Below are 13,833 nucleotides of genomic sequence, written 5' to 3'. Positions count from 1 at the left end.
TTACCTGAAGGGCATACTAGGACATGGCCTTCGATGATGGAATGATACAAAAAAAATGCAATTCCATAAAGTTTTAGGAAAAAATCCCTATCTGGCCCATGAATAAAACCGCAATCTGGCTGGGTGTCGTAGGAGGATATTTATATTACAGTTACATTCGCTTAATAGATGTATTAAAAAGTAACATCCGGCTCACTGGGATCCTAGTACCAGCGATAACTTAAGCACAATGCAATTTTCCTTCATGCTCAAGATTGCAATCTTGTGATTTATCTTTGGAGATATACTATGATCAAAACCAAAACAGCTTTCGGCATTGCTGCTAGCGTTGCGCTGGCCCTGCCTGTATTGGCTTTTGCTGCAGCTGACCAAGAAGCTGCGATGAAAGACTCAAATAACTGGGTGCATCCACGCGGTCAGCACAACAACCAAGGCTACAGCGCCCTGGCACAAATCAATAAGGGCAATATTAAAAACCTGAAAATGGCCTGGACATTCGCCACTGGCGTTAACCGTGGTCACGAGGGCTCCCCCATTGTTTTAGGCAACATGATGTATATCGTGACTGCTTTCCCAAACAATGTGTATGCCTTGGATTTAAACGATAACCAGAAAATTGTCTGGTCCTATTTCCCTAAACAAGACCCAAGCGTTCAGGCAGTATTGTGCTGTGACAACGTGACACGTGGCCTTGGTTTTGGCGACGGCAAGATATTCCTGCAACAGAATGACGGCTTGCTGGTTGCTCTGGATGCTAAAGATGGCAAAAAAATCTGGGAAGTTAAAAACACTGATCCAAAAGTCGGTGCAACTAACACCAACGCGCCACATGTGATCAAAGACAAAGTATTGACCGGTTGTTCAGGTGCTGAATTCGGCGTACGTTGCTTTATCGCTGCATACAACCTGAAAGACGGCGCTCTGGCATGGAAAGCGTATTCCACAGGCCCAGATGCTGAAACATTGCACGACGCTAACACAAACAAAGATAACCCACTGTACAACGCGCTTTCTGTTTACCAGGACGTAAACGGTGGCAACAAAGAGGGTGGTTCATTTAAGCGTCTGTCTGCTGACCAGATCAAGGGTGGCGAAAAAGAGCTGGGTACACGTACTTGGTTGAAACCACAAGCAATTAAAGACGGCTGGCAACATGGTGGCGGTTCTGTATGGGGCTGGTGGCCATATGATGCACGTACAAACCTGGTTTACTACGGTGCAGGTAACCCATCCGTATGGAACCCAGATGTACGACCAGGCGACAACAAATGGTCTATGACTGTAACTGCGCGTGATTTGGACACTGGTGTGGCTAAATGGGCGATGCAAATGACGCCACATGATGAGTGGGACTACGACGGCGTCAATGAAGTGATCCTGTTCGACAAAGGTGGCAAAACATACGCATGGCACCATGACCGTAACGGTTTTGCTTACACTTGGAATGCGGTGACTGGTACACTGATCGCTGCTGAAAAAGTGCATCCATTCGTTAACTGGGCAAGTGATGTAGACCTGAAAACAGGCGTGCCTAACAAAGACGGCCGTTATTCTACTCACCAGGATTACAACGCCAAGGGTATCTGCCCAGCGGCTTTGGGTACTAAAGACCAACAGCCAGCTGCTTACTCTCCAAAAACTGGTCTGATGTACTCTCCACTGAACCACGTGTGTATGACATACGAGCCAGTTGAGTCCAAATACGTTGCTGGTCAACCATGGGTTGGTGCGACACTGACCATGTTTGCTGGTCCAGACGGCGTGATGGGTGGTTTCGGTGCTTACGACCCAATGACCAACAAAAAAGTCTGGTACAACAAAGAGAAGTTCTCTGCCTGGAGCGGTGCATTGACGACTGCCTCTGACCTGGTGTTCTACGGTACCCTGGACCGCTGGTTCAAGGCTGTGGATGCGAAATCCGGTAAAGAGCTGTGGAAGTTCCAAGTGGGTTCAGGTGCCATTGGTAACGCATTCACCTATGGTAACAAAGGCAAGCAATACGTAGGTATCTTGTCCGGTATCGGCGGTTGGGCTGGCGTTGCGATGAACCTGGGTATGACGACTGACACCGACGCACTGGGTGCTGCTGGTGGCTACAAAGAGTTGACCAAGTACAACGCTGCTCCTGGCGGCGGTGCATTGAACGTGTTTGCCCTGTAATTTGAGAATCTTTTCAAATTGCGTGTAAACGCACGTTGACTAAAAAACACCCTGCTCCGGCAGGGTGTTTTGTTTTATCAGGCAAGGTTTGGAAGCTTAGGGAAGAAAAGTGCGAAGTTAGCCGTAAAGCTGTACAGAATTTTCAGCACGGATTTGCAGGAATATCTGATGGCGTTCAGGTGCAATCTGACCGTCAGCCAAGGCCTGCAGAATGACACAGCCTGGTTCGTGAGTATGGGTGCAATTGTTGAATTTACAATGACCGATAAACGGCCTAAATTCGACAAACGCATACTCCAGCTCTGCTTCTTCAATATGGTATAACCCGAATTCTTGTAAACCGGGCGAGTCAATAATCGCGCTATCGCTATCCAGGTGATACAAATGCGTCGCTGTCGTTGTATGTTTGCCGCTGTCCAGCGTAGCGCTGATTTCCTGTGTTTTGCTGCGTGCTTCTGGCAGCAGGCTATTAATAATCGTTGATTTACCCATGCCAGACTGGCCGACAAGGACGCTGGTGTGTCCCTCAAGTAAAGGTCTTAAGCAATCAACGGATTCCGTCGCATTCAGTTGCAGGGTAAGGTAACCCAGCGCTGCATATTGCTGCAGTTTTTGCAGCGCTTGCGGATTAGGCAGGTCACATTTGTTGAGGATAATTACTGCCCGAATTCCGGCCGCCTCGGCTGCAATCAGGCAACGATTTAGCAAGTCCTCATAAAAGCTGGGTTGGGTGGCAAGAACGATCAGTATCTGCGTGACATTGGCCGCCAGTATCTTGCTTTTGTAGGCATTGCTGCGATAGAGCAGGGTCTGGCGTTTAGCCGTTTTTTCAATGACGCCCTGGTTATTGGCAGTCAGTGTGACTGTCACGTGGTCACCCGCCGCGTTGTCGACTTTTTTACCGCGAGTCACACAGCTAAGAATGCGGCCATCAGGCAATTCTACGTTATAGCGCTTGCCGTAGGCAGCGACAATGAGACCTTCATGCGGCATGCTAGAAATGATAGTAAGTGTGATTGAGGTACTGTACCACTTGCTGCTCTTCATCATCAAACCATTTAAGGTTGAGCATGGTATTGCAGTTGGTGACTTGTGCTTTTAAGCCATTGAAAGAACGTACTTTGCGGTATTCTCGCGTATAAATACCGCTCCCATCCCCGCCAAAACTACTGGCATGGCAACTGATACAGTGGGTTTCGACCAGTTTTTTACCTGACTGCAGCGTGTTGTCTGCTGCACTTGCCGTGAAGGTGGCAAGTGCGAAAAAACTGGCTGTCAGCAAGCGTTGTTTCATGCGTAAGTCTGCAATTTGGCGATGCGCAGGCTGGCAGGCGGATGCGAATCATAAAATGCTGAATGCAGTGGATCAGGGGTCAGTGTAGAGGCATTATCGCGGTACAGCTTGACCAGAGCATCAATCAGGAACTGCGGTCTAGATTGTTGTGCTGCATAGTGATCTGCTTCAAATTCATTGGTCCGTGAATACGCGGCCAAGAGCGGGCGCAGGATAAACATAAAGACCGGTGACACCAATACAAACAGCAGTAAGGCCATATGGTTGCTGGCTTCGGCAACGCCTAAGCCTGTGAAGAACCATTCCTGCTTGATCAGATAGCCCAGCAGCGCTAATCCGAGCAAACTCAAGCCAAACATCATCACAATGCGTTTGATGACGTGCTGATGCTTGAAGTGTCCCAGCTCGTGTGCCAGGACTGCCTCTATTTCATCTGCACTTAATTTTTCCAGTAGGGTATCAAAAAAGACCACACGTTTGTTTTTACCAAAACCGGTGAAATAGGCATTGCCATGGCCTGAACGTGTAGAACCATCCATGACAAACAGGCCCTGGCTGGTAAAACCGCATTTATGCAACAGTGCTTCAATGCGCGCTTTAAGGGTTTGATCCTGCATGGGCGTGAATTTGTTAAATAATGGCGCAATCCAGATCGGGTACACTGCCAACATAAACAGGTTGAACGCGCTCCAGATCAGCCACAGGTAAAGCCACCACCAGTCGCCCGCCCCTTGCATGAGCAATAACGCAACAAACAGAATCGGGCCACCGAGCAACAAGCCGACAATCGTATGTTTGACCAGATCAGAGAAAAACATGCTGCGAGACATTTTGTTAAACCCGAATTTTTCATCGACATTGAAGGTCTGGATGTAATCAAAGGGCAATGTCGCAACACTGGAAATCAGCATCGCCGAGCAAATGACCAGGGCGCCACGAATAATATCATGGTCAGGTAGCCATTGTTGCCAGGTTTGATCGAGTATTTGCAACACACCGCCCAGCGTCAGTGCCAGTAAAACAACCGTTTCTATCAGGGTTTCACTCAAACGCAGCTTGACCTTTGCCGTGGTGTAATCTGCAGCACGCTGGTGTGCCTCCAGGCTGATGGTGTGGCTAAACGCCACAGGCACTTGTTTGCGGTGCTGCTGAATGTGGCGGATGTGGCGCAACCCGAGCCAAATGCGTACGGCAAGGGTGATGATGACTATCGTCACAAATATTTGAGTAAAAAGTCCGGACATAGGAAGTAGGTGGTTTTTAAATTGATTTCAGGATGCTATTTTGATGGATTTAACTCCACCTTGTTCACTGAACTGCATATAATGTTTCATTTTAATGGAAATCATGACGAGAGGCACACAATTGGCAACTAATCAGGACAATTTAATCTGGCTGGATATGGAAATGAGTGGGTTGCTGCCTGACAGTGATCGCATTCTTGAATTGGCGGCCGTAGTCACCGATGCACAATTAAATGTGATCGCTGAATCTCCTGTGCTGGTTTTGCATCAATCGGATGCGGTCCTGGATGGCATGGATGCCTGGAATAAGGGGACACACGGTCGCAGTGGGCTGATTGACAAAGTGAAGGCCTCTACACTGGATGAAGAGGCTGCCACAGATGCCATGCTGGCCTTTCTCAAAGAACATGTCCCTGCCGGCAAGTCGCCGATGTGTGGTAACTCTATCTGTCAGGACAGGCGTTTTATGGCCCGCTATATGCCCAGGCTGGAGCAGTTCTTCCATTACCGCAATCTGGATGTGAGTGTTTTCAAAGAACTGTCTCGTCGCTGGCGCCCGGATATTTATGCAGGTTTTAAAAAAGCCAGCCGCCATGAGGCCTTGGCAGATATTTACGAATCCATTGATGAATTAAAGTATTACCGCGATCATTTCCTGAACATGACACCACCCGCCAAAACGGAGTGAGAAAAAATCTGCATAAAAAAAAGACGCCTATTTGGCGTCTTGAGGGAGGAGAAGTTAGCTTTGGAGAAGCTTGTTTGGTAATAAGCACCTTCCATGCCAACTTTTCTTCACTTTTTGTTGGTCAATTGTAAGTGTTTGTTTATTAAACATTAAGCAGTTTTTGATACATTTCGAGGTAGTGTTGAGCGCTGGTTTTCCAGCTGACATCGCGTTGCATGGCCTGTTTTTGCAGTTGTTTCCACTGACGAGAATTGGCATAAATTTGCAATGCCTGCCTTAATGTGACCAAAAGTGTCCATGGATTATTTTCCGGCATTACCAGTCCTGTCATGTTGGTTGGTAACAATCCTTTGTCAGGGACGACTCCGCCTTGCACCGAATCTGCCAAGCCGCCAGTGTTGGCGACGACCGGAATAGTGCCGTATCGCAATCCGTACATCTGGTTCAGCCCACATGGTTCGAAACGGGAAGGCATGACAAAGATATCGGTGCCAGCCATGATACGGTGAGACAATGGCTCGTTGTAACCGATGGTGACAGAGACCTGCCCTGGATATTGCTGCATCAGTGCCAGATACTCCTGCTCCAACGCTGGTTCACCGCTACCTAACACCGCCAACTGGCAGCCGGTCGCAAGCAACTCATGCGCAATCTCAACCAGCATATCCAGCCCTTTTTGATGCGTCAGTCGACTGACTACACCAAGCAATGGGGCTGAAGCGAGTGGCTGTAAGCCTAATTCCACTTGTAATGCTTTTTTGACATTCTTTTTGCTGGCGAGCGTCTTTTCATCATAATTGTTAGGCAGGTAAGGATCGGTGGACGGATTCCACACGTCTGTATCTATGCCATTCAGTATGCCAGTCAAATCATGGGCGCGATGTTGTAGTAACCCCTGGAAACCAAATCCAAAGTGTTCAGTCTGGATTTCTCTGGCGTAGGTCGGGCTGACTGTCGACAGTGCATCCGCGTAATACAATCCTGCTTTCATGAATGACAGGTGACCGTAAAACTCGTAACCCGCCGGCTGGAAGTCCTCTTCATTGAGCGTTAGGCGATAACGCCAGTCGGCATGAAAGTTACCCTGAAAAGCCAGGTTGTGGATACTGAAAACGGATTTGGCCATACTACCCATTTGCTTGAGATAGTAGGGTGCAAGTCCGGTTTGCCAGTCATTGCAATGCACGATATCCGGCAGCCAGGATTGCAGCATATTCGGTACGGACAGCATCGCCGCAACTTTGGATAGCAAACCAAAACGCAGTGGATTATCTTGCCAGTCACCATAAATCGGGTGGTTGTAAGGGCCGCCGTAGCGGTCATAGAGTGCCAGGTCGTCAATCAGCAGTAAAGGGATGCGGGTGCCGGGCAGGGTAGTCTGGTAAATGTCACAACGAATATCGTGAAAGGCCTGCAAGGAGCCTAAGTGCTGCGGTGAATCACATTGCGCAAGGATGCCACGGTAGGCGGGCAATAGAATCTGTACATCTACGCCAGTTGCGGTAAGTGCAGCGGGTAATGCACCGCTGACATCTGCCAAGCCTCCTGTTTTGATCAATGGGAAAATTTCTGAAGTGACAAATAGTAAACGCAAGGGAGTCTCTTAAAATCAACAGGAAGGTCGGCACTCAAACTTTTTAAACTTATGATACATCGCCTGCTATTGTTTTAGAAGGACATTAAATTGAAATCTTGGCAGATGGTTGGCTTCAATGAGGCACTTGGGTGCGCTGGAGACTGTCGGGTTGGGTTTAATTCTAAGGGCCTAATTTCATTAGGAACGTTAATAGCCAATACCAGCGGCGGGTTCCTAGTGGCTAATGTGCTGGTTATTGGCCTTTGGGGGTAAGAGGAGACAAAAAAAGAGGACCACAGGGTCCTCTTTTTATTTGCGGCTGCTCGCAGTCAGGATTTAGTCTTTCTGCGTTTCTACCATCACCAGGCCAGTGTCTGCTGTATTACCTGCTTCGTCTTTTTTCCACTTGGGAGCGTTACGTGGTTTTTTGGCCTTGGCTGGTGTTTCCGTACCAGAGGCTGCAGCAGATGGGGCTGCGACAGGTTCAGATTTGGTTTCTACCAATTGAATGCCTGCATCGGCAACGCTTTCTGCTGTTTTTGTTGCAGGTTTACGTTTGCGAGCTGGTTTCTTTTTGGGTGTTTCTGTTTCTGTCGTTGTTTCCACTGTCGAGGCGGTAGAGGTTGTTTCAACCAGTTCTATCGCGGGCGCTTCAGTTTTGCCACGCGCCTTGCTAGCTTTGCTGGTGCGTGAGCGGCTACGCGGCGCTTTTTTCTCAGTTGCACTTTCTTCGCTTGGCGTTGCAGTTGTTTCAGCAGTGCTAGTGTCACTGCTTTCTGTTGCTGGCTCTGCAACAGGCACTTGCGCAACCACTGGCTCAGCGGCTTTAGTCGCAGGTTCCATTTTAGCTGCTGTTTCTGTGTTGACAGGAGCCATTTCAGTTGAGGTAACTGGCGCAGCATCAGCGGTCACTGCTTCCACAGGCGTATGAGTGTTGACCGCGCTTTCGGCTGTAGGTGGCGCGGATTCGTCACGCTGACGGCGGTCACGGCGACCATGACGGTTGCGGCGGTTACCGCGTTCACCACGCTCCTGTTTATTTTCGTTTGCCTGTGAAGTCAATACAGGCTGGTTTGGATCTACTTTTGCAGTTTCTTGCGTTGGCTGACGCTCTTGTCTGTCTTTTTGAACTGCTTTTTCTTGTGCCTGGCGTTCCTGGCGTGGTTTGTTGTGCGCGTTTTCCTCTTTGGCTGGGCGCTCACCACGCTCTTGATTGCGTTCACGCTGGCGGTCACGGTCTCGGCGGTTACGGTTTTTGTTGCGGTCACGGCCAGATTCCCTGGATTCGCGCGCTGGTTTTTCAACTTCTTGCACTACTTCTTTTTCTTCCAGGCCCAACCAGGACTTGATCACACCAAAGAAGGATTTTTTGGCTTCAGTGGCAGGGGCCGCAGCCGGTTTTTCCTCCACAATCGGTGCAGCAGTCGCTGGGGTAATCCCTTTCACCAGAGCCTCAATCTTGCTTGGTGCCGCAGCCTGTTGCAAACGGTGCTGGTAATCGGACTCGCTAGGCAGGTCCACCATTTTATAGCTGGCCTGGGTGGTTTCTTCATTCACATCATCATGACGGATACGCAGGATGTTGTAATTTGGCGTTTCCATATGGATGTTAGGAATCAGGATGACTTCCACACCTGTACGCTGCTCAATCTTATGAATGTCTGCACGTTTTTCGTTAAGCAGGAAAGTGGCCGCTTCCACAGGCAATTGCACCTGGATAATGGCGCTGTTGTCTTTCATCGCTTCTTCTTGTGTAATACGCAAGATATGCAATGCAGTGGATTCAATACCACGGATATGACCGGTACCGTTACAACGTGGGCAGGTCATGTGGTTGGTTTCACCCAGGCTAGGGCGCAAGCGTTGGCGGGACAATTCTAACAAACCAAAACGGGAAATTTTACCCATCTGGACGCGTGCGCGGTCGTGATGCAGGGCATCACGCAAGGCGTTTTCCACTTCACGCTGGTTGCGCTGGTTTTCCATGTCAATAAAGTCAATCACCACCAGGCCACCCAGGTCACGCAGGCGCATCTGGCGCGCCACTTCTTCAGCCGCTTCGAGGTTGGTGTTGAATGCAGTCTGTTCAATATCAGCCCCTTTAATGGAGCGGCCAGAGTTGACGTCGATTGAAACCAGGGCTTCAGTGTGGTCGATCACAATCGCGCCACCGGAAGGCAGTCTTACTTCACGCGCAAACGCTGATTCGATCTGATGCTCGATCTGGAAGCGGGAGAACAGCGGAATTTCGTCTTGATAGAGTTTAACCCGGGTCACATTGCCCGGCATCACGTGGTTCATGAACTGCAAAGCCTGCTCATGTACATCGGCAGTATCAATCAGGATTTCGCCAATATCGGCACTGAAATAATCGCGGATGGCACGGATTACCAGGCTGCTTTCCTGGTAAATCAGGTAAGCACCAGGCTGGAAGTTGGAGGCATCTTCAATGGCTTGCCATAGTTGGGAAAGGTAGTTCAGATCCCATTGCAGTTCTTCTGCGCTCCGGCCAATACCGGCCGTGCGGGCAATAATGCTCATGCCGTTAGGCACTTCCAGTTGCGCCATGGTGTCTCGCAACTCGTTGCGCTCTTCACCTTCCACGCGGCGGGAAACACCGCCGCCACGTGGGTTGTTTGGCATCAGCACCAGATAACGGCCAGCTAGGGAGATAAAGGTGGTCAGCGCGGCGCCTTTGCTGCCACGCTCATCTTTGTCTACCTGGACAATGACTTCCTGACCTTCCTTGATCACATCCTGGATACGGGCGCGACCTTGGTCAGGCTTGTCCTGAAAGTAGCTACGGGCGATTTCCTTAAAAGGCAAAAAGCCGTGTCTGTCAGTACCATAATCGACAAACGCGGCTTCCAGTGAGGGTTCTATGCGTGTGATCACGCCTTTGTAGATATTGCTTTTACGTTGTTCCTTACCAGCGTGTTCAATATCCAGGTCTATGAGTTTTTGTCCATCGACAATCGCAACGCGCAATTCTTCTGATTGCGTTGCGTTAAACAACATTCTTTTCATGCAGGGCTCCTAAGTCGAAGCCACAGAATAGTCATCAGTGCCGGGCGGGCCAGGGTTATAAATCAACCACCAGAATATAACGAAGTGACAGCTTGTCACCATATAATGTGCAATGGCTTTTTTCATGCTGGCGAATAGGGATTCAGCACAACATGGCAGGCATCAATGTGCACTTGAGTGCAGTAGCGCGTTCGCTACTGAATACTCGGATTCTGCAAGGGTGCAGTGCGTACGTGGCAGGGTTGTGTGACCTGTCTTGTCCATCGTCATTGACTGCAAAAATAAAACCCTAAACAGAGGGTAATTTCGTTAAAATTCGGGTTTGGCAAACGCCGAGCTCATTTGTTTGTTTATTCTGCGTGAGCTTCGGGTTAAATCATTTCTAATTAATTATCGCTACTTGATGGCGAGCGGTATTCACCAAAATTTTTGATTCTGAATACAATTGCGAGCCAGAAAAAATCTGGACCCGGAATGTCAGGGGCTGGGATCGATGGTAATCTCGAGTTCGGCACCGCGATGTTGTCGCCATGGCCGGAAAGACCGCTGATTCAGAATCTCGACAGTATATCCATAAGTCCCGATAAAGCAAAGCACGACCTGCAACTATGACTTCACAATTTCAAACAACCTCCTTGCCGCCAGCGCTGACCAGCGCTGCAAGCGACTCTGAAGAGCGGCCAGCCAGTGACCGCGTGACGCATTTGCGGGTGGATGAGGCTTCGGAAACACAACGTATAGATAACTACCTGGCCAAGGTGCTCAAAGGGGTACCCAAAAGCCATATTTACCGTATTTTGCGTAGTGGTGAGGTCCGCGTAAACAAGAAGCGGGTGGACGCCGAATACCGTTTGCAACTTGATGATGAAGTCAGGGTTCCACCTATCCGTATTGCAGAAACTGCGGCCAAGCGATCTGTAAGTAACATTAAAGTGAAGTTGGCTGAGCAGGTGATTTATGAAGATGATGCCATGCTGGCTCTGAACAAGCCTGCCGGAATGGCGGTTCATGGCGGCAGTGGTATCAGCCTTGGCGTCATTGAGCAACTGCGCCTGGAGCGTCCACAAGCCAAGTTCCTGGAGCTGGTGCATCGTTTGGACCGTGAAACCTCAGGGGTGTTGATGATTGCCAAAAAACGTTCAGCACTCACAGCCCTGCATGATGCCATGCGGCATCACCGTATGGATAAACGTTACCTGATGCTGGTACAAGGGCAATGGCAGGAGAGTAAAAGGAAAGTAACCCTGGATCTGCAAAAGTATGTGACAGAAGAGGGGGAGCGCCGCGTACAGGTAGTTGATGAACCTTTGCTGAATACTGAACCAGGGGGACGTAAATCACTCAAAGCAACGGGTATTGTCGCTAAGCGTCATGCTGCCAAAGGCAAGTTTGAGGTCGAAACACAAGTTTCTGAAACCTGGTTTTATCTGCGGGAAAACTTGGGTGCTTACAGTTTTCTGCAAGCGAAGCTGATTACCGGCCGTACGCATCAGTTACGTGTGCAGTTGTCGCATTTGGGATTCCCAATTCTGGGGGATGATAAATATGGGGATTTTGCGCTTAATAAACAATTAAGCAAACAAGGCCTCAAGCGCATGTTCCTGCATTCCAGTGAAACCCGTATTGCGCATCCGTTAACAGGTGAGCCTTTGCATCTTGTCGCGCCGCTGCCCATTGAACTGGAGAGTTTTCTGCAACATCAACGTCAACTTAAGTTGGTAAAGTAGTGATGCGCACAGATTTATTTATAAAAGTAATGTTAGGAAAGTCACTCAGTGAAACAATTTGATTTAGTGGTTTGGGATTGGGATGGCACGATCGCGGACTCTACGGGCCTGATTTCACAGGCATTAATAAAGGCGGCAGAGCAAGCAGGTTTGCCAGGCCTTAGTGAAGCGCGGGCGCGCAGTATTATTGGCTTGGGCTTGCGTGAGTCGATTGAAGTGCTGTATGGAGATCTCCCGGAGTTCCAGGCGCAAGCGCTGGCAACGAATTACAACCGTAATTATTATGCCAATGAAAACAACATATTACTGTTTGCTGGCATTGCTGAACTGATTGCCAGTGTGGATAAAAAAGGATGTAAACAGGCCGTCGCGACAGGAAAGGGGCGGCGTGGACTGAATACCGCCTTACAGCTTTCGGGTTTATCCCGATATTTCAATGCCACCAAAACGGTGGATGAATGTTTTTCCAAACCACATCCGCAAATGCTGGATGAGCTCATGGACGAACTGGTGGTCATGCCTGAACGCACACTGATGATTGGTGACTCGCAATATGATATGCAAATGGGCAAAAATGCCGGGGTCATCACAGCGGGGGTCAGTTATGGCTCGCAAACAGCCGAGCATTTACAGCAGTATTCCCCGGATTATATATTTGATGATGTGGCAACATTAAGTGCCTGGCTACTGGAGCAAACATGAGTGATGCCGTGACCTTTAACAGTGAGGATTTGCTCGAAAAGGGGAATGGCTTGCGTTTTGCTGTGCCTGTGCTTGGGCCGCATGCGACCGGTTTCGTCGTGCGCTTTGAAGGCAAGCCTTATGCGTATGTGAATCGTTGTGCACATGTGCCGGTGGAGCTGGATTGGGAGCATGGCAAGTTTTTTAATATGACCCAGGAATGGATCATCTGTGCCACACATGGTGCGATGTATGCGCCCCAAACCGGACGTTGTGTCATGGGGCCGTGTCAGGGAAAAAGCCTGTCACCGATTCCGGTCACAGAAGAGGCGGGCGTTATCAAAGTCCATCTGGATCAGTTTTAAGTCTGTACTCAGGTTGGAAATAGAGCGTTAACAAGCCGATATAATTGTTAGAATAGCAAAAATTATTGACGAAAGTTGAATTATGCAAGAAGAACATCAGCAGTCATCTGACTCCAAATCCACCACGCAATCTCCCGATTGGGCAATGCGCACCTTAGAGAAAATTGCACTGGCTGGATTGCAGGAACAGAAAGCAGCCAGACGCTGGGCCGTTTTTTTCAAATCCCTGAGCTTTCTTTTCCTATTGCTATTGTTATTAGTGGTGTTGGGCGTGGTTGGGCAAAATAAGACTTCGTCGACTGCACACACCGCCCTCATTGATATTGCCGGTGTGATTGAAGCAGGCGGCCAGGTTAATGCCGATGCAGTCATTAGCAGCCTCAACGATGCTTATGACAACAAAGGGACTAAAGGGATTATTTTGCGTATCAACAGCCCTGGCGGTAGCCCGGTGCAGGCCGGAATCATCAATGATGAAATCCACCGCCAGCGCAAACTGCATCCAGAAATTCCGGTCTATGCCGTGGTTGAAGATATTTGCGCTTCTGGCGGATACTATATTGCCGTTGCTGCCGACAAGATTTTTGTCGATAAAGCCAGTATCGTCGGTTCTATCGGTGTATTGATGGATGGTTATGGCTTCACCGAACTCATGAAAAAGGTGGGGGTTGAGCGTCGTCTACTGACGGCCGGTTCAAACAAAGGCATGCTGGATCCTTTCTCCCCTGTTAATCCTAAACAGCAGGCTTTTGCACAAACTATGCTTGATCAGATTCATCAGCAATTTATCACTGTCGTGCGTGAAGGCCGCGGGAGTCGCCTGAAAGAAAATGAAGAGATCTTTAGCGGATTGTTCTGGAACGGTGAAGAAAGCATCAAATTGGGCTTGGCAGATGCGCAGGGGAGTGCGGAATATGTGGCAAGAGAAGTGATCAAGCAGGCTGAAATCGTTGATTTTACTTATCAGGATACTGTTGTTGACCGTTTCGCCAAGAAATTGGGGGCCAGCATGGCGCAAGAGTTAGGCATAAGTGCTAAAAACCTGCTGCCGTCCCTGAGATAGGCGATAAA

11 protein-coding genes are annotated in these 13,833 nt (G+C 49.1%); 6 read left to right on the top strand and 5 right to left on the bottom strand.

Annotated features, from left to right (window positions below):
* Positions 1–288 precede the first annotated feature (288 nt).
* The gene (locus F463_RS0102495; RefSeq protein WP_018985469.1) at positions 289–2,160 is read left to right on the top strand and encodes an outer membrane protein assembly factor BamB family protein; all 1,872 of its coding nucleotides are present in this window, start codon (positions 289–291) and stop codon (positions 2,158–2,160) included.
* A gap of 117 nt (positions 2,161–2,277) precedes the next feature.
* Here F463_RS0102495 and rsgA read toward each other — a convergent pair whose 3' ends face one another.
* Genes rsgA through F463_RS0102480 form a run of 3 tightly spaced genes read right to left on the bottom strand, consistent with a single transcriptional unit; the run spans position 2,278 to position 4,698 of the window.
* Positions 2,278–3,153 carry a ribosome small subunit-dependent GTPase A gene (rsgA, locus tag F463_RS0102490; RefSeq protein ID WP_018985468.1) on the bottom strand — a complete coding sequence of 292 codons (876 nt, stop codon included), beginning with the start codon at positions 3,151–3,153 and terminating at the stop codon, positions 2,278–2,280.
* 1 nt (position 3,154) lies between these two features.
* Positions 3,155–3,454, bottom strand: a complete 300-nt coding sequence (locus F463_RS0102485) for a cytochrome c (RefSeq protein WP_018985467.1) — start codon at positions 3,452–3,454, stop codon at positions 3,155–3,157.
* Entirely contained in the window at positions 3,451–4,698 is a 1,248-nt protein-coding gene (locus tag F463_RS0102480; RefSeq protein WP_018985466.1) for a M48 family metallopeptidase, read from the bottom strand. The genes F463_RS0102485 and F463_RS0102480 overlap by 4 nt, the downstream gene beginning before the upstream one ends.
* Before the next feature lie 103 nt (positions 4,699–4,801).
* On the opposite strand from F463_RS0102480, the gene orn reads away from it, so the two are divergent.
* Positions 4,802–5,386 (top strand): oligoribonuclease, encoded by a 585-nt coding sequence (gene orn / locus F463_RS0102475; protein WP_018985465.1) that lies wholly within the window; start codon positions 4,802–4,804, stop codon positions 5,384–5,386.
* Between the two features lie 142 nt (positions 5,387–5,528).
* On the opposite strand, the gene glgA is transcribed toward orn, so the two are convergent.
* Both glgA and F463_RS0102465 read right to left on the bottom strand, forming a co-directional pair.
* Positions 5,529–6,980, bottom strand: coding sequence for a glycogen synthase GlgA (gene glgA / locus F463_RS0102470; RefSeq protein WP_018985464.1), 1,452 nt, complete (start codon positions 6,978–6,980; stop codon positions 5,529–5,531).
* Positions 6,981–7,298: 318 nt separating this feature from the next.
* Complete coding sequence (locus F463_RS0102465; protein ID WP_018985463.1) at positions 7,299–9,989, bottom strand: Rne/Rng family ribonuclease; 2,691 nt, start codon at positions 9,987–9,989, stop codon at positions 7,299–7,301.
* 608 nt (positions 9,990–10,597) lie between these two features.
* Between F463_RS0102465 and F463_RS0102455 the strand changes: the two genes are divergently transcribed.
* The 4 genes from F463_RS0102455 (at position 10,598) to F463_RS0102440 (ending at position 13,825) form a co-directional block, all read left to right on the top strand.
* Positions 10,598–11,716, top strand: coding sequence for a pseudouridine synthase (locus F463_RS0102455; RefSeq protein WP_018985461.1), 1,119 nt, complete (start codon positions 10,598–10,600; stop codon positions 11,714–11,716).
* 48 nt (positions 11,717–11,764) lie between these two features.
* The gene (locus F463_RS0102450) at positions 11,765–12,418 is read left to right on the top strand and encodes an HAD family hydrolase (RefSeq protein WP_018985460.1); all 654 of its coding nucleotides are present in this window, start codon (positions 11,765–11,767) and stop codon (positions 12,416–12,418) included.
* A complete protein-coding gene (locus F463_RS0102445; protein WP_018985459.1) occupies positions 12,415–12,762 on the top strand; it encodes a Rieske (2Fe-2S) protein in 348 nt (115 codons plus the stop codon). Before F463_RS0102450 ends, F463_RS0102445 begins: the two co-directional genes overlap by 4 nt.
* Positions 12,763–12,844: 82 nt before the next feature.
* A complete protein-coding gene (locus F463_RS0102440) occupies positions 12,845–13,825 on the top strand; it encodes a S49 family peptidase (protein ID WP_018985458.1) in 981 nt (326 codons plus the stop codon).
* Positions 13,826–13,833: the final 8 nt, after the last annotated feature.

Origin of the sequence: Methylophilus methylotrophus DSM 46235 = ATCC 53528 (assembly GCF_000378225.1) — a bacterium.
Lineage (GTDB): Bacteria > Pseudomonadota > Gammaproteobacteria > Burkholderiales > Methylophilaceae > Methylophilus > Methylophilus methylotrophus.
This window is presented reverse-complemented; position numbering and strand designations above follow the sequence as displayed.

What these genes read in the sequence shown, in the direction of transcription:
- F463_RS0102480 (WP_018985466.1), bottom strand. Translation starts at nt 4,698, where the DNA reads ATGTCCGGACTTTTTACTCAAATATTTGTGACGATAGTCATCATCACC.
- F463_RS0102495 (WP_018985469.1), top strand. Translation starts at nt 289, where the DNA reads ATGATCAAAACCAAAACAGCTTTCGGCATTGCTGCTAGCGTTGCGCTG.
- F463_RS0102440 (WP_018985458.1), top strand. Translation starts at nt 12,845, where the DNA reads ATGCAAGAAGAACATCAGCAGTCATCTGACTCCAAATCCACCACGCAA.
- F463_RS0102455 (WP_018985461.1), top strand. Translation starts at nt 10,598, where the DNA reads ATGACTTCACAATTTCAAACAACCTCCTTGCCGCCAGCGCTGACCAGC.
- F463_RS0102465 (WP_018985463.1), bottom strand. Translation starts at nt 9,989, where the DNA reads ATGAAAAGAATGTTGTTTAACGCAACGCAATCAGAAGAATTGCGCGTT.
- F463_RS0102485 (WP_018985467.1), bottom strand. Translation starts at nt 3,454, where the DNA reads ATGAAACAACGCTTGCTGACAGCCAGTTTTTTCGCACTTGCCACCTTC.
- rsgA (WP_018985468.1), bottom strand. Translation starts at nt 3,153, where the DNA reads ATGCCGCATGAAGGTCTCATTGTCGCTGCCTACGGCAAGCGCTATAAC.
- orn (WP_018985465.1), top strand. Translation starts at nt 4,802, where the DNA reads ATGACGAGAGGCACACAATTGGCAACTAATCAGGACAATTTAATCTGG.
- F463_RS0102445 (WP_018985459.1), top strand. Translation starts at nt 12,415, where the DNA reads ATGAGTGATGCCGTGACCTTTAACAGTGAGGATTTGCTCGAAAAGGGG.